Genomic DNA, 15,610 nt, shown 5'->3' on the forward strand with positions numbered 1-15,610 from the left:
TATTACAATCAGACAGCTCAGGCTGTCTGATTTTTTTTTTGGGTGTTGTCACGCTTTCGCGAAAGCGCAATGCTATCCATAATAACTAAGGACATTACCTCGCTCCATTTCTGTGCTCAAAGCAATAATTGTACATTTGGTCGTTTTATACAAATAAACAGTTGCCAGAAGTGAAGACGCGTTTTTTCTTATTGATTCTTCTCACATCATTTACAGTGATGTCGCAAGACTTTTCAGAAAACTGGACAGCACATTACTCTTATAACCGAGTGTCTGATATGACCTCTGGTAATGATAGAGTATACGTGGCTTCAGAAAATGCAGTTTTTATATATAACACACTTGATGAGTCTATAGAAACTAGAACCACCGTAAATGGTCTTTCTGGTAATGTAATATCTGCTATTTATTATAGTGAAGGTTTTGACACACTCTTTATAGGGTATGAAAATGGTGTTATAGATGTTGTAGTGGGTAATAGCACAGATGTTCTTACTGTGGTAGATATTTTTAATAAACCTGCTATCCCACCAGACCGTAAGCGCATTAATCATTTTGAAGAGTATAATGGCTTTGTTTATATATCCTCTAGTTTTGGTATTTCCTTATTTGAGCTTAGTCAGTTAGAGTTTGACGATTCTTATTTTATAGGCAATGGTGGTGGCTTACTAGATATAGGTAGTGTAGCCATACAAGAGCCATACATCTATGCCGCATCTATAGACGGGGGTGTGCGTAGAGCGCTTGTTGCAAATGATAATATTATAGATTTTAATAACTGGGAGACTATACGTACTGGATCTTACCAGGAGATTGTAAGTTTTAATAATGACCTTTACTTACAAGAAGACAACCAGATTCTTATCTCTCAAGATGGGGTAGATTATAGCATTTTTGAATCATACCCAGAGACGGTAATAGACATTAGGCCTAATGAAGATTTCTTATCTGTAACATATAACGCTACCGTCTTGCTCTATGATGAAAATCAAAATCTAGCACAAACCTATGGTGCGATAGAAGGTTTTACAACAAGATACACCACTACCTTAACATTGCAAGGAGAAATCTTTGTGGGTACGCTAGGTTCTGGGGTGGCTCGTTTCTCTAGTTCTAATATATCTGATGTTATACGATTATTGCCTAATGGTCCGCTTGAAAATGAACATTTTGATGTGGCTGCTAGTGCAGGAAATGTTTGGTCCGTTTTTGGAGATTTTGATGTTTCGTACAATCCTTTTCCTCTCAAAACACAGGGAATAAGCAAATTTACAGAAGGTGAAGGGTGGAGTTCTATAAATCCTGGAGATCTTTTTGGGGCGACAAATTTTGTGCACGTTGCTGTAAACTCCTTAGACCCTACACAGCTGTTTGCAAGTTCTTTTAATGGAGGGCTAGTTGAGGTGCTAGATGCAACACCAAGTATTTTATATGATGAAAATAATAGTACGCTATCTCCGGTAGCAACCACTACAGATGATGTACGTGTAAACGGAGGAGCGTATGATGCTGAGGGTAATTTCTGGGTGACTAATGCAAGATCACCCCTAGGCTTGCATAAGGTAAGTCCAGCAGGACAATTTTCTTCTTTTAACACAGAGGAGATTCTAGCCGGAAGTGATGCAAATCTTGATGCCCTTGCAATAGGTCTTGATGGCGTTGTGTTTTTTGGTACAGATACCAGAGGTGTGATTGCTTATAATCCCGCTAATAATGAGTTTGCAAGACTTGCGGGAGAAGATGGAGCGGCAAATCTACCTATAGATGATATACGCTCGCTAGCAATAGATAGAAACGGTGCTTTATGGATTGGAACACGATTAGGTCTTAGAGTACTATTTGGCCCATCACAAATTTTTGAAAACTCACAGATAAGCGCAAATGCAATTATATTTTTAGAGGATGGTCTAGCTCAAGAATTGCTTAATGACCAAGTGATAACAGATATCATTGTAGATGGAGCAAATAATAAGTGGCTTGCCACTGCAGACTCTGGTGTGTTTTACGTGAGTCCTAATGGTCAAGAAACCATTTTTCACTTCACTACAGATAACTCACCACTGCCGTCTAACACGGTACAATCTGTTGCGATAGACCCAGAGACGGGTAGTGTTTACTTTGGTACCGTAAGAGGTATGGTATCTTTTGATGGTACTTCTACCGCTCCTGCAGATAATCTGGAAAATGTACTTATATATCCTAACCCTGTGAGACCAGGCTTTAATGGTAACGTGCGTATAGAAGGACTTACCGCTCGTACTAATGTAAAAATTACAGACCTAGTAGGTAACCTCGTTTATGAAGAAAATACTACAGGTGGTAGCATAGAGTGGGATACAACAGCCTTTGGCCGTCATAAGGTGGCTTCTGGGGTATACTTATTACTCATTACCGGCCCTCCAGAAGAAATGCAAGAGACTACCATAGAAAAAGTGATGATCATACGATAATGCTAGTAAAAACAGAAGCTATTGTTTTCTCTGCGCTTAAGTATGGTGAGGCAGACCTTATTGTAAAGGCTTTTACAAAAAGCAGTGGTGTCAAGTCGTACCTGCTCAGAAATATCCTTAAATCCAAAAAAGGAAAGCTACGTGTAGCAATGTTTCAGCCGCTCACCCATCTTGAGATAGAGGCAAACCATAAAGACAAGGGTACCCTCGAGAGTATAAGAGAAGCAAAAGTCATAACTCATTATACCAGCCTGCACACGCAGGTAGCAAAGAGTGCTATCGTTTTTTTTATATCAGATATGCTGCGATCTTCTGTGCAGGAGGAAGAAGAAAATGCTCCACTATTTGAGTTTCTGGTTGCCTCAAGCTTATGGCTAGATTTACATAGTGATATTGCAAATTTTCATCTACTATTTTTAGTGAAGTTAAGCGGTTATCTAGGCTTCTATCCAGATGATAGTGAGGCACATCACCTATATTTTAATTTGCTAGATGGTTATTTTGAGTCTTCAGAGCGCACCTTGTATAGTCGATCTGGAGAAGAAATTGAGTTGTTAAAAAGGTTCTTAGGCATAAATTTTGATGTACTTACACAAATCAAACTAAACCAAAAACAACGCACCTCCTTTCTCAATATACTGTTACAGTATTATGAGTTACATTTGCAAGGTTTTAAGAAACCTCGCTCACTAGCAGTGCTTAACTCAATTTTTAGCTAAATGCGCATACTTTTATCCCTATTTCTGCTGCTGTCTTTTACTTCTTACTCGCAGGTCATTACAATACTAGATGTAGACACGCGTGAGCCTATAATAGGGGTTGCTATCTTTAATAATGACAAGAGTAAAAGTGCACTCACAGATTTTGATGGTAAGGCAGATGTGACCGCTTTCGCGAAAGCGGAAACCCTTTATTTTCAAGAAGTCGCACATAAGGACGCTCAGTATACAAAAGCACAAATAGCAGCATTTTCAAACCGAATTTTTCTCAAACAAAAGGATAACCAGCTTACAGAAATTGTGCTCTCTGCTAGCAAATTTGCACAAAGCCGAAAGAATGTACCTCAGAAAATAGTAGGTCTCACCTCAAAGGATATTATAAGAGCAAACCCGCAAACAGCGGCAGATTTACTAGAGACAAGTGGGTCTGTTTTTGTTCAAAAAAGTCAGCAGGGTGGTGGTAGTCCACTCATACGAGGGTTCTCTACAAATAGACTACTTATCACATTAGACGGAGTGAGATTTAATACGGCAATATTTAGAGGAGGAAACGTGCAAAACGTGATATCTATTGATCCTTTTATTATAAACCGCACAGAAGTATTACTAGGGCCAGGTTCTGTAATTTATGGTAGTGATGCTGTAGGTGGAGTAATGAATTTTTATACAAAACAGCCCAAACTATCATTTTCAGACAGCCTTACGGTTACAGGTACAGTTGTAGCTAGAGTAAATACGGCCAATAATGAGAAGACTGGTCACTTTGATATCACACTGGGTAAGAGGCAGTGGTCTTTCCTCACAAGTGCTAGTTACTCAGATTATGATAACCTGCGACAAGGGGAGCACGGCCCAGATGATTACCTACGTTCTGAATATGTCCAGACTATAGATGGGGTAGATGTAGCTGTCACAAATGATGACCCACTGGTACAAGTAGGCTCTGCTTTTAACTCACTTAATCTAATGCAAAAAGTGAGATATACGCCTAATGAAAAGTGGGATTTTAACCTTGGGGTGATTTATGCAGCCACCTCAGATTATGATCGTTATGATAGATTAACGAGAAAACGTGATGGCGAATTTAGATCGGCAGAGTGGTTTTATGGCCCACAAAAGTGGTTTATGACTAACCTCCAAGTTAATAAAGAAGGTAATGGTCAGTACTACGATAGAGTGATAGGTACATTTACTTACCAGAATTCTAAAGAAAGTAGAAACGACCGGGATTTTAACGCGACAGACTTCTTTGAGACAGATGAGAGTGTAGATGCAATATCTGTAGGGCTAGATTTTGTTAAGAAGCTTGAGACTAAGAGAAACAAAATATTTTATGGACTTGAGTATATACATAACAAAGTACACTCAGATGGTCAAGTAACAGACATAACTACGGGTGACATTGCAAACACAGCGTCTAGATATCCAGATGGCTCTACCTGGCAATCGCTGGCAGCTTATGCTAGTGCGCAAATAGAGCTTTCTGATAAGACACATATACAAACGGGATTACGTTATAATCATATCTTACTAGCAGCCGACTTTTCTGATAATAATGAGTTTTTTGCATTTCCTTTTCAAAACGCAGACTTGAGTACGGGTAATCTCACTGGAAGTTTTGGCGTGACTCACGAGGTGTCAAAAAAAGTAAGTGTTAAGGCAAATGTAGGTACAGCTTTTAGAGCACCTAATATAGATGACGTAGGTAAAATTTTTGATAGCGAGCCAGGCTCTGTTGTTGTGCCTAACCCTGATCTTAAATCTGAATATGCCTATAATGGAGAGCTGGGAGTGAGTCTTAATTTTTCTAACGTACTACAGTTTGATGTAAACGGTTATTATACACTGCTGGAGAACGCGCTAGTGCGCCGCGATTTTAATCTTAATGGTGTTACAGAAATAGAGTATCAAGGTGAGACTAGTAATGTGCAAGCTATTCAAAACGCATCTAAGGCAGAGGTGTATGGTGTAGAGATAGGGGCAAATGCTAACCTCACAAAGCATTTAAAGTTCACAAGCCAGTTTAATTACACGAGTGGTGTAGAGCAAGAAGAAGATGGGAGTTATGTGCCTTTTAGACACGTGGCACCACTCTTTGGAAATGGGCATTTAATCTGGGCAAAAGATAAATGGACGCTTGACGCGTCTGTAGCATATAGCGGTAAGTTTGATTTTGATGAGCTTGCTCCTAGCCAGCAAAGTAACTCACACCTTTATGCACTAGACGGAGATGGTAACCCCTTCTCACCTAGCTGGTATGACTTGAGTATTGCTAGTAGATATGTACTTTCAGACAGCTGGTCTTTTACGGCAAATCTTGAGAATATTACAGACCAGCGTTACCGTACGTATTCTTCTGGAATAGCTGCTGCGGGAAGAAATTTAATACTTGCGGCGACTTATAATTTTTAAGGTTACGCTTTCGCGAAAGCGTAAAAAGAACCATTTAACTACTTGCTTTTACCACCTACTATGATGACAATCTCACCCTTAGGAGGTTTGTTTGTATAATGTGCTAGCACCTCTGCTGCGGTCCCTCTCACGGTTTCTTCGTGTAGTTTTGTAATCTCTCTAGATACAGAGACAGGTCTGTCTTCTCCAAAATATGCTACAAAGTGGCCTAAGGTCTTTACTAACTTGTGAGGCGACTCATAAATAATCATCGTGCGTGTTTCTTCTTGAAGTGCAAGAAACCGAGTCTGGCGACCTTTTTTTACCGGGAGAAAACCTTCAAAAACAAACTTATCATTAGGGAAGCCACTATTTACAAGTGCAGGTACAAATGCCGTTGCACCTGGTAAACAGTCTACTTCTATACCAGCCTCTACACAAGCACGCGTAAGTAAAAAACCTGGATCTGAGATGGCAGGTGTGCCAGCGTCACTTATACAAGCCACGGTCTCACCAGCAGCAATGCGCTTTACGATAGCATCTACCGTTTTATGCTCGTTATGCATATGATGGCTCATCATCTGGGTACCTATCTCATAATACTTGAGGAGTTTACCGCTAGTGCGTGTGTCTTCTGCAAGAATAAGATCTACCTCCTTAAGTATGCGTATGGCACGGAAGGTCATATCCTCTAGATTACCTATAGGTGTGGGTACGAGATAAAGTTTTGACATACCGCAAAGTTAGTGATTAATGAGAGTTTGTAGCTGTAAAACTAGCGATACATAGGTCGTACCTCTTTACCGAAAAAGTAAGAGGTAAGTACGAGAACCGTTGCAACAAGTGTGAGGGTAATATCTTGGTCTGCATTATAGTGTGCGGCTGCAGCGAGTACAACATCAAGAAAAATACCAGCATATGCCCATTCTGTAAGCCAGGGAATACCTCGCCATAGCACCATAATTACACCTGCTATCTTAAGTATGGCTAGTGGTATAACAATATACGTGGGGTAGTTTAAAGATTCAAAAAAACCCTCTACCATTGCGGTATTTCTAAAATACATTTGCGCAGAGTAAAGCATAATAGCACAAATACCTATGGTAGCAATCCAGTAAATGATGCGTTGTGTTTTCATAGCGATTTAATTAAAACGCGCTTCTATAACCTCCATAAATCGCTCCTCTTGTATTTCTTTACCTTCCCAGTTATTGTAGTCTGGCTTTACCATCTGTGTAATAAAGTTTCTAGCCTCGCTAGCAGAAGCAAATGTTTCTAGCTGGCTTAACACGCGGTTGTAGTCTGAGGTGCTTCCGGCAAAGAGGTGTTTTATAAAAGAGAGTTTATCATTGAGCCCTATTTTAAGTCCTGTCTTTAAGCGATCATTAAGATTTTTTGGTTTTTCTTCTTCCTTAGGAGTCTCGGTAGTTGTTTCTTTTGGTTCAAATATGGGTGTTTGACCATACTCAGAGCCTATGGTAAAGCTATCATTTTTACCTACAGCAGGTTCTTGCGGGATGATAGAGTCTATCACCTTGTCAATATCTGCCGCTTCTGGTGCCATTTCTGGCCACATATCTTTTATTTTTTCTATAACAGGCTCGTGTACTGGATCTTCATCATTGTACTCTGTACCATCAGGTCTGTGGTGATCTGTTGTTCCTTTTGCCTCCTCATAGCGTGCTTCATTCTCGGCTAGTATTTGAGCTGGAGTTTTTGCCTGCTCACTTTCTGTAGGTTCAGAAAATAGGTCTTGCTTTACGGTCTCGATAGAAGTTACTGCCTCAAGATTATCTTCTACATCTTTGAGACCTATTGTGGGTACACCTGTTTTTTCTAGCTTTTCTGCATAGGCCAGTACGGTTAATTTTTCGTGTAGTTCTCTAGAGGTAGCCGCTAGCTTAGTATAATCTGCTGTATCACGTAGTTGTAATATTTTGTGTGCTAGGCTTACAAGGTCTGCCTTGATGGATTTCTTCATAACTTTGAGATATGTGGGGTCGGTTTCGACGTAATTTTGATACATTTACCTACTCCTAATCATTGGGATTGATAAAACGAAATTAAATTCGTTTTGGTGTAGAAAAGTACAAAATGTTTCTCGAAAATACAGTAAATCATAAAGAGCAATTTGGCTGGATAGAAGTCATTTGTGGGTCGATGTTCTCTGGTAAAACAGAAGAACTCATCCGTAGGCTCAAGCGCGCGCAGTTTGCAAAACAAAAAGTAGAAATCTTTAAACCTGCGGTAGACGTGCGCTATGATGAAGAAATGGTAGTCTCTCACGACTCAAATGAGATACGATCTACACCTGTACCAGCAGCAGCAAATATTCCTATTCTTGCAGATGATTGTGATGTGGTAGGTATAGATGAAGCACAGTTTTTTGACGATGAGATTGTAAAGGTGTGTAATGATCTTGCAAACCGAGGTATAAGAGTAATCGTTGCTGGACTTGATATGGATTTTAAAGGAAACCCCTTTGGACCTATGCCTAACCTTATGGCAACAGCAGAGTATGTGACTAAAGTACACGCCGTTTGTACTCGCACAGGTAATCTAGCGCAATACAGTTATAGAAAAGCACAAGGCCAAGATATTGTAATGCTAGGCGAGACAGAAGAGTATGAACCCCTATCTAGAGCGGCATATTTTAAAGCAATGCTGCGTGATCGTCTTCGTAAGATGGATGTAGATCAACCAGAAGAGATAACTCCTACTCAAAAAGAGACTCCTCAAGACCCTGGCTAGATGGCTATAACACGGTTAGAAATAGATCTTAATGCTTTAAAGCATAACTATACGTATATGCGTAGCAAAGTCGCGCCAAATGTAAGAATGATGGCCGTAGTAAAGGCATTTGCATATGGTAGCGATGCACAAGTGGTTGCTCAAGAGTTAGAAAAGCTCAATGTAGACTACTTTGCGGTGGCATACGTGGCAGAGGGTGTCGCGCTGAGAGATGCGGGTATTACAACCCCTATTTTAGTACTGCACCCACAACCAGATAATTTTGAAACACTGCTAGAGCGCTGTTTAGAGCCTAATATTTATAGCAGGAGAATGCTAGAAATGTTTTCCGCTTTCGCGAAAGCAAAAAAGCAAACCGCATATCCCATTCACCTTAAGTTTAATACAGGCCTTAATAGGCTAGGGTTTACAGCAGGAGATGTCTCTGGGATTATCGAACAGGTACTTAAATCCGAGGACTTAAAGGTGAAATCCTTATTTTCACACCTAGCGGCTAGTGAAGATCTTGACGAGCGCGATTTTACTTTGCATCAAATTGCCCAGTTTGATGAAATAGCAAATGAAATAAAGAACCAATTAGGTTATGCACCATTTATGCATATGACCAATACTTCAGGGATTATTAATTATCCCAGTGCTCACTATGATTGTGTGCGCACAGGTATAGGATTGTACGGATATGGTAATACACCAGAAGAGACAGCAAACTTAAAACCAGTTGCTCGTCTTAAGTCTGTAATCTCACAAAAACATACTATTAACCTAGGTGATAGTGTAGGTTATAACAGGGCCCTTATTGCAAAAGAGAAGATGGTAACCGCAACAATACCTATAGGTCACGCAGATGGTATTTCTAGAGCCTACGGTAATGGCGTAGGTTACGTAACAATTGCGGGAGAGAAAGCTCCTTTTGTTGGGAACGTCTGTATGGATATGATTATGGTAAACGTTACAAACATTACCTGTGAGGAGGGAGATGATGTAGAGATTTTTGGAACACAATCAGGGGCAGATGCTTTAGCTCAAGAAGTGCAGTCTATCTCTTACGAATTACTTACTATGGTCGGTCAGCGAGTAAAACGTGTCATTCTTCGAGAATAGTATTTTTAACATCAAAAAAATTAACGTTTCTTTAAGCTTTCATTTTTTTGCTTACCTTGCCTGAAAATTAACCTTAAAAACTGACTAACATGTTAAAAGAATTTAAGAATTTTATAATGACGGGTAACGTTGTTGAATTTGCTGTCGCAGTTATCTTAGCAGGAGCTATAGCGCTTGTGATTAACGGATTTGTAGGAGATATTATGATGCCTATTATTGGTCACTTTGCAGGTGGTATTGACTTTGCAGATATGAAAGTGGTACTTGATGCGGCAGTTGTAGCAGCAGATGGAACGGTAACTTCACCAGAAAATGCAATTATGTATGGTAAGTGGATCAACGCAATCATAAACTTAATCATTGTAGGATTTGTATTATTTATGATGGTTAAAGCTTACAACAAAAGTAAGAAACCAGTTGTAGAAGAAGCTCCAGCAGATCCAGGACCATCTGAGATTGATTTATTAAAAGAGATCAGAGACGCTCTTAAGAAGTAATTACTCGTAGCAACCGCTACACTATTATATTCTAACTTAAACCACCTTGTTTATCTAGCAAGGTGGTTTTCTTATAGATTATGAACAAAGTTTAACAGATTGTTATATATGTAACTAACTTTTAAGGTTTCAACGGCTTATAAATCGTTAATGCGTGCTAACTTTGGCGCTCTATAAAGTTTTCGCGAAAGCGAAGCTCATTTTTTAAAACAACCTCTTTAAAACGATACTATGAAAGTAGCGGTAGTAGGAGCCACCGGGATGGTAGGCCAAGTGATGTTAAAAGTTCTTGCAGAACGTGATTTCCAAATTACAGAGTTGATACCTGTAGCCTCAGAGCGCTCTGTAGGTAAAAAGGTTACTTATAAAGACAAGGAGTACACGATTCACTCTATGGAAGATGCCATTGCAGCAAAGCCGCAAATAGCGATCTTCTCTGCTGGAGGAAACACTTCTAAGGAGTTTGCACCTCAGTTTGCAGAGGTAGGTACAACAGTAATAGATAACAGCTCTGCCTGGAGAATGGACCCTACAAAGAAACTTGTAGTACCAGAAATAAACGCAACCTCACTAACTAAGGAAGATAAGATTATTGCAAACCCTAATTGCTCTACCATACAGATGGTGCTAGCAATGTCTCCTTTGCATAGAGAGTACGGTATTAAGAGATTAGTCATATCTACTTATCAATCTATTACGGGTACGGGAGTAAAAGCAGTAGAGCAACTAGAAAACGAATATGCGGGTAAAAAAGGTGAGATGGCATACCCATATCCTATACACCGCAACGCCATACCAGCTTGTGATGTTTTTGAAGAAAATGGATACACAAAGGAAGAACTTAAACTCGTAAACGAAACTCAAAAAATACTAGATGATCGCTCTATAGCTGTTACAGCTACAGCAGTACGTATACCTGTTGTAGGTGGGCATAGTGAGTCTGTAAATGTAGAGTTAGGTAAAGCCTATGAAGAAAAAGATATACGCAAACTCCTTAATGAGACTTCTGGAGTAACTGTACAAGACAACCCAGATACAAATACGTACCCTATGCCTATTTATGCAGAGGGTAAAAATGATGTTTTTGTAGGTCGCATACGTCGTGATTACTCACAAGAGAATACGGTAAATATGTGGATTGTGTCTGACAACCTTCGTAAGGGAGCAGCAACTAATGCAGTGCAAATAGGTGAGTACCTAGTAGCAAACGGACTAGTGTAAATCCAGCTTTGACATATCTTAGTGTATAAAAAGTCCCTCATCGCGAGGGACTTTTTATATTTGTGATAAATACCTCAAGCATTGAAAAAAATAGATATCACCACCTGGAAACGTAAGAAGCATTTTGAGTTTTTCTCACAATTTGAAGAGCCTTACTTCGGGATCACTTGGCAAGTAGATATGACACTTGCAAAGCAACGAGCAAAAGAGCAGGGTATCTCACTTTTTGTGTACTACCTGCATAAATCTCTTGAGGCAGCTATGGCTATAGAAAACTTTAGATACCGCATTAGGCCTAATGGAGATGTGGTCTTGCTAGATACTATAAGCGCTAGCGCTACGCTTATGAGAGACAATGAGACCTTTGGGTTTAGCTACATTCCGTACGATACAGATATCACGGTTTTTACAAAATCTGTGGAGCGTGAGGTCGAGCGTGTGAAGGAGTCAGATGAGCTTTTTCCGCCTATTAATACAGATGATGTGATGCATTGCTCTGCCATACCTTGGATGGATTTTACAGCAATCACACATTCAAGACTCTTTAAAGCAAAAGACAGTGTTCCGAAAATTTCTTACGGCCAGATTACTCAAAAAGAACCAGGAGTTTATACAATGCCTGTTGCCTTGTACGTACATCACGGTCTTATAGATGGTTTGCATCTCTCTAGGTATAAGATCAAATTTCAAGAGTTACTTGACGGTAAAGAGTAGGTGTTGTAATTAAGTGCTGATCACTTCGTCTAAGGTTAGGAACAATAAAACCAACCATAATGAAATTAGCACACACAATTATAAGAATAGGCCTAGGACTTATGTTACTTGCCTTTGGTCTGAACAAATTTTTCTGGTTTATGCCAGATTTTGAATTTGGTGATAACGCAGGCGCAGCAAATCTTTTTCAGGCATTTACAGATAGTGGTTATATGTGGCCACTTGTGGGAGGGCTTGAAGCGATTATCGGAGTACTATTTATTACTAAAAAAGCATTTCCTGCGGCATTACTAGCGCTCATACCTATTTCGGTAAATATTGTGCTCTTTCACGCAGTGCTTGATCCGCCTAATATTGTGCCAGCATTACTAGTTGCAATCCTCAATGGTTACTTCATTTATCGCAACTGGTCTTATTACAAAGATTTAGTGTAGGTTGTGCGCACCATAACACATTTATACCCACTTATTTGAGTGGGTTTTTTTATGCTTTCGCGAAAGCGTAATAACTCGTATCTTGAATCTCCATTCAAACACCCACACGTTATGAAAAAACTAGTTCTATTTGCACTGGCTACAACCGCAATAATAAGCTGTAATCAAGACGCCGAAAAACAATCAACATCGATGGCTGTAACTTATACTGAAACAAAAAAAGTAGATACGGTAGATACCTATTTTGGTACAGAAGTGCAAGATCCTTATCGCTGGCTAGAAGACGATCGCAGTGAGGAAACAATGGACTGGGTAAAGCGTGAAAACAACACTACGCAAGACTACCTCAAGAATATTCCTTTTAGAGCAGAGCTTAAAGATAGACTCGCTACTTTATGGAACTATGAGAAAGTAGGTTCGCCATTTAAAGAAGGCGATTATACGTACTTCTATAAAAACGACGGGCTCCAAAATCAATACGTTATTTACCGCTACAAAACAGGTGAAGACCCGAGTACAGCTACGGTATTTTTAGATCCAAACACTTTTGCAGAAGATGGTACTATCTCCTTAGGAGGAGCAAGCTTCTCTGAGGATGGATCTATACTTGCTTATGCTATTTCTGAGGGAGGAAGTGACTGGCGCAAGATTCTGGTAATGGATACAGAGAAAAAAGAAATTGTAGAAGATACCCTAGTAGATGTAAAATTCTCAGGAATGTCTTGGTACAAAAATGAAGGTTTTTATTACTCTAGTTACGATAAGCCTAAGGGCAGCGAACTATCGGCAAAGACAGATCAGCATAAATTATACTATCATAAATTGGGTACAGCACAGTCTACAGATAAGCTCATTTTTGGAGGAACAGCGGCAGAGAAGCATCGTTATGTAGGAGGTAATGTTACAAAAGATAACCGTTACCTGCTTGTGAGCGCTCGTAGCTCTACTTCTGGAGGAAAGTTATTTATAAAAGACCTTACCAAGCCAGATAGTGACTTTGTAACCATACTTGGTCACGAAGATTCTGATAGCTACGTGCTGGAAAACGTAGGGAGCAAGCTTTTTATAGCAACTAATCTTGATGCGCCTAATATGCGTGTTGTAACGGTAGATGCGTCTAATCCTACACCAGAAAACTGGGTAGATTTTATACCAGAAACAGAAAATGTGTTGAGCCCAAGTACTGGAGGAGAATCATTTTTTGCACGTTATATGGTAGATGCAGTTTCAAAGGTGAAACAGTATGACTACAACGGCAAGCTAGTGAGAGACGTAGAGTTACCAGGCGTAGGAAGCGTAGGAGGTTTTGGTGCTGAGAAGGATGAAAAAGAACTGTACTACAGTTTTTCAAACTATAAAACGCCAGGGAGCATTTATAAATACGACATTGCCTCTGGTACCTCAGAATTATTTATCAAGCCAGCTATAGATTTTGATCCAGAGGCTTACGAGAGCAAGCAGGTGTTTTATAATTCAAAAGATGGTACGACGGTGCCTATGATTATCACATATAAAAAGGGAACTGAGCTCAATGGCAAGAACCCTACTATTTTATATGCTTACGGAGGTTTTAATGTAAGTCTTACACCTAGCTTTAGCATTGCAAATGCTGTGTGGATGGAGCAAGGTGGTGTGTATGCAGTGCCTAACTTAAGAGGTGGTGGTGAGTATGGTAAAAAATGGCACGATGCAGGAACTAAGATGCAAAAGCAAAATGTTTTTGATGATTTTATTGCAGCCGCAGAGTATCTTATTGATAATAAATACACCTCAAAAAAGTACTTAGCAATACGCGGTGGTTCTAACGGAGGTTTACTTGTAGGAGCAACAATGACACAACGTCCAGATCTTATGCAAGTAGCATTACCAGCAGTAGGTGTAATGGATATGTTACGTTACCACACCTTTACAGCAGGTGCAGGATGGGCATATGATTATGGTACAGCAGAGGATAGTAAAGAAATGTTTGAATACCTTAAAGGGTATTCTCCAGTACATAATGTAAAAGCGGGAACGTCATACCCAGCAACAATGGTTACTACGGGAGATCACGATGATCGTGTAGTACCTGCTCACTCATTTAAGTTTGCTGCAGAGCTTCAAGAAAAGCAAGCAGGAGATGCCCCAGTACTTATACGTATTGAGACAGACGCTGGTCACGGGGCTGGTACCCCAGTAGCAAAAACTATTGAGCAGTATGCAGATATCTTTGGGTTCACATTATATAATATGGGCTATGAGGTACTACCAGAAAAGGTAGGCAACGTGATGAAAAAGTAACTAGCACAGTTAAGACATAAAATACAGATGATGAGTAAACCCACATTTGGAGTTATAGGAGGAGGAAGCTGGGCGACCGCTATTGTAAAAATGCTATGTGAAAACCTAGAGACTGTAGGTTGGTATATGCGCAGTAACTACGCACTTGAGCACATCAAACGCGAAGAGCATAACCCAAGTTACCTTAGCTCTGTAGAGTTTAAGCCAGAACAACTTAAGTTAAGTAATGACATAAACGAGATTGTTGCTTATGCAGATGTAGTCATCTTTGCAGTGCCATCTGCTTTTATAGGCGGTGAGCTAGCAAAGCTCACGGCTTCTTTAGAAAATAAACTCATTATTTCTGCTATAAAAGGTATAATGCCAGAGAGTGGTAAGCTGGTGGGTGATCACTTTCACAATGTATATAACATACCTTTTGAAAATATAGGCGTTATTGCTGGCCCTTGTCACGCAGAGGAGGTGGCGCTTGAGCGCTTGTCATATCTCACAATAGCTTGTGCAGATAAAGAAAATGCAAGGCTGGTGGCAAAAAACCTATCTAGTGATTATATAAAATGTACCACTAGTGATGACATTATTGGGATTGAGTATGCTGCTACGCTCAAAAATATTTATGCCATCGCGGCTGGTATTGCACACGGTTTAGGCTACGGAGATAACTTTCAAGCGTTGTTAATGAGTAATGCTATACGTGAGATTAAACGTTATGTAAAACGTGCTCATAAGATGAAGAGGGACATTAATGGCTCTGCTTATTTAGGAGATTTATTGGTGACGGGTTATTCTGTCTTTAGCCGTAACAGAATGTTCGGTAATATGATAGGGAAGGGCTACACGGTAAAAAGTGCACAGATGGAAATGTCTATGATTGCCGAAGGCTATTATGCTGCAAAAAGTGCTTTAGAACTTAATGAGTCTCGTGAAAAACAAGCCAAAATCCCAATTATTGAGGCTGTGCATTGTATACTCTATAAAGGAAAAGATCCTAAGAAGGTATTTAAGAAGCTTACAGAAAAACTTAATTAGTAGTATTACGCTTTCGCGAAAGC

Annotated in this window: 14 protein-coding genes; 11 read left to right on the forward strand and 3 right to left on the reverse strand. The window is 39.8% G+C overall.

The genetic code is table 11. From position 1 onward, the window contains the following. The first annotated feature begins 170 nt into the window (after positions 1–170). Genes porZ through I597_RS03780 form a run of 3 tightly spaced genes read left to right on the forward strand, consistent with a single transcriptional unit; the run spans position 171 to position 5,581 of the window. A complete protein-coding gene (gene porZ / locus I597_RS03770) occupies positions 171–2,450 on the forward strand; it encodes a type IX secretion system anionic LPS delivery protein PorZ (protein ID WP_035328939.1) in 2,280 nt (759 codons plus the stop codon). Continuing rightward, on the forward strand, positions 2,450–3,169 hold the full coding sequence (gene recO, locus I597_RS03775) for a DNA repair protein RecO (RefSeq protein ID WP_035326499.1): 720 nt from the start codon (positions 2,450–2,452) through the stop codon (positions 3,167–3,169). Before porZ ends, recO begins: the two co-directional genes overlap by 1 nt. Continuing rightward, entirely contained in the window at positions 3,170–5,581 is a 2,412-nt protein-coding gene (locus tag I597_RS03780; protein ID WP_035326500.1) for a TonB-dependent receptor plug domain-containing protein, read from the forward strand. Between the two features lie 38 nt (positions 5,582–5,619). Here I597_RS03780 and rsmI read toward each other — a convergent pair whose 3' ends face one another. The 3 genes from rsmI to I597_RS03795 are packed head-to-tail and all read right to left on the reverse strand — an operon-like array spanning position 5,620 to position 7,541. After that, on the reverse strand, positions 5,620–6,294 hold the full coding sequence (gene rsmI / locus I597_RS03785) for a 16S rRNA (cytidine(1402)-2'-O)-methyltransferase (protein WP_035326503.1): 675 nt from the start codon (positions 6,292–6,294) through the stop codon (positions 5,620–5,622). A 41-nt stretch (positions 6,295–6,335) separates the two neighbouring features. Beyond that, entirely contained in the window at positions 6,336–6,698 is a 363-nt protein-coding gene (locus I597_RS03790; RefSeq protein ID WP_035326505.1) for a DoxX family protein, read from the reverse strand. Positions 6,699–6,704: 6 nt separating this feature from the next. Next, positions 6,705–7,541 carry a hypothetical protein gene (locus I597_RS03795; RefSeq protein WP_035326508.1) on the reverse strand — a complete coding sequence of 279 codons (837 nt, stop codon included), beginning with the start codon at positions 7,539–7,541 and terminating at the stop codon, positions 6,705–6,707. Positions 7,542–7,654: 113 nt separating this feature from the next. Here I597_RS03795 and I597_RS03800 point away from each other — a divergent pair, with 113 nt between their 5' ends. From I597_RS03800 to I597_RS03835, 8 genes are all read left to right on the forward strand, one after another. Next, a complete protein-coding gene (locus I597_RS03800) occupies positions 7,655–8,311 on the forward strand; it encodes a thymidine kinase (RefSeq protein ID WP_035326510.1) in 657 nt (218 codons plus the stop codon). Further along, entirely contained in the window at positions 8,312–9,412 is a 1,101-nt protein-coding gene (gene alr / locus I597_RS03805; RefSeq protein WP_035326513.1) for an alanine racemase, read from the forward strand. Between the two features lie 89 nt (positions 9,413–9,501). Continuing rightward, entirely contained in the window at positions 9,502–9,909 is a 408-nt protein-coding gene (gene mscL, locus I597_RS03810) for a large conductance mechanosensitive channel protein MscL (protein ID WP_035326515.1), read from the forward strand. A gap of 231 nt (positions 9,910–10,140) precedes the next feature. Further along, complete coding sequence (locus I597_RS03815; protein WP_035326519.1) at positions 10,141–11,130, forward strand: aspartate-semialdehyde dehydrogenase; 990 nt, start codon at positions 10,141–10,143, stop codon at positions 11,128–11,130. Positions 11,131–11,211: 81 nt separating this feature from the next. After that, positions 11,212–11,844 (forward strand): CatA-like O-acetyltransferase, encoded by a 633-nt coding sequence (locus I597_RS03820; protein ID WP_035326522.1) that lies wholly within the window; start codon positions 11,212–11,214, stop codon positions 11,842–11,844. A 59-nt stretch (positions 11,845–11,903) separates the two neighbouring features. Beyond that, positions 11,904–12,278: a DoxX family membrane protein gene (locus I597_RS03825; RefSeq protein WP_052111885.1), complete on the forward strand. Its 375-nt coding sequence runs from the start codon at positions 11,904–11,906 to the stop codon at positions 12,276–12,278. A 111-nt stretch (positions 12,279–12,389) separates the two neighbouring features. Then, positions 12,390–14,558, forward strand: a complete 2,169-nt coding sequence (locus I597_RS03830; protein ID WP_035326524.1) for a prolyl oligopeptidase family serine peptidase — start codon at positions 12,390–12,392, stop codon at positions 14,556–14,558. A gap of 30 nt (positions 14,559–14,588) precedes the next feature. Continuing rightward, complete coding sequence (locus I597_RS03835) at positions 14,589–15,587, forward strand: NAD(P)H-dependent glycerol-3-phosphate dehydrogenase (RefSeq protein WP_152594990.1); 999 nt, start codon at positions 14,589–14,591, stop codon at positions 15,585–15,587. Positions 15,588–15,610 lie beyond the last annotated feature (23 nt).

Origin of the sequence: Dokdonia donghaensis DSW-1, from assembly GCF_001653755.1 — a bacterium.
GTDB lineage: Bacteria > Bacteroidota > Bacteroidia > Flavobacteriales > Flavobacteriaceae > Dokdonia > Dokdonia donghaensis.

Coding starts and splice junctions, on each gene's coding strand:
- recO (WP_035326499.1), top strand. CDS start 2,450: ATGCTAGTAAAAACAGAAGCTATTGTTTTCTCTGCGCTTAAGTATGGT.
- I597_RS03780 (WP_035326500.1), top strand. CDS start 3,170: ATGCGCATACTTTTATCCCTATTTCTGCTGCTGTCTTTTACTTCTTAC.
- rsmI (WP_035326503.1), bottom strand. CDS start 6,294: ATGTCAAAACTTTATCTCGTACCCACACCTATAGGTAATCTAGAGGAT.
- I597_RS03790 (WP_035326505.1), bottom strand. CDS start 6,698: ATGAAAACACAACGCATCATTTACTGGATTGCTACCATAGGTATTTGT.
- I597_RS03795 (WP_035326508.1), bottom strand. CDS start 7,541: ATGAAGAAATCCATCAAGGCAGACCTTGTAAGCCTAGCACACAAAATA.
- I597_RS03800 (WP_035326510.1), top strand. CDS start 7,655: ATGTTTCTCGAAAATACAGTAAATCATAAAGAGCAATTTGGCTGGATA.
- alr (WP_035326513.1), top strand. CDS start 8,312: ATGGCTATAACACGGTTAGAAATAGATCTTAATGCTTTAAAGCATAAC.
- mscL (WP_035326515.1), top strand. CDS start 9,502: ATGTTAAAAGAATTTAAGAATTTTATAATGACGGGTAACGTTGTTGAA.
- I597_RS03815 (WP_035326519.1), top strand. CDS start 10,141: ATGAAAGTAGCGGTAGTAGGAGCCACCGGGATGGTAGGCCAAGTGATG.
- I597_RS03825 (WP_052111885.1), top strand. CDS start 11,904: ATGAAATTAGCACACACAATTATAAGAATAGGCCTAGGACTTATGTTA.
- I597_RS03830 (WP_035326524.1), top strand. CDS start 12,390: ATGAAAAAACTAGTTCTATTTGCACTGGCTACAACCGCAATAATAAGC.
- I597_RS03835 (WP_152594990.1), top strand. CDS start 14,589: ATGAGTAAACCCACATTTGGAGTTATAGGAGGAGGAAGCTGGGCGACC.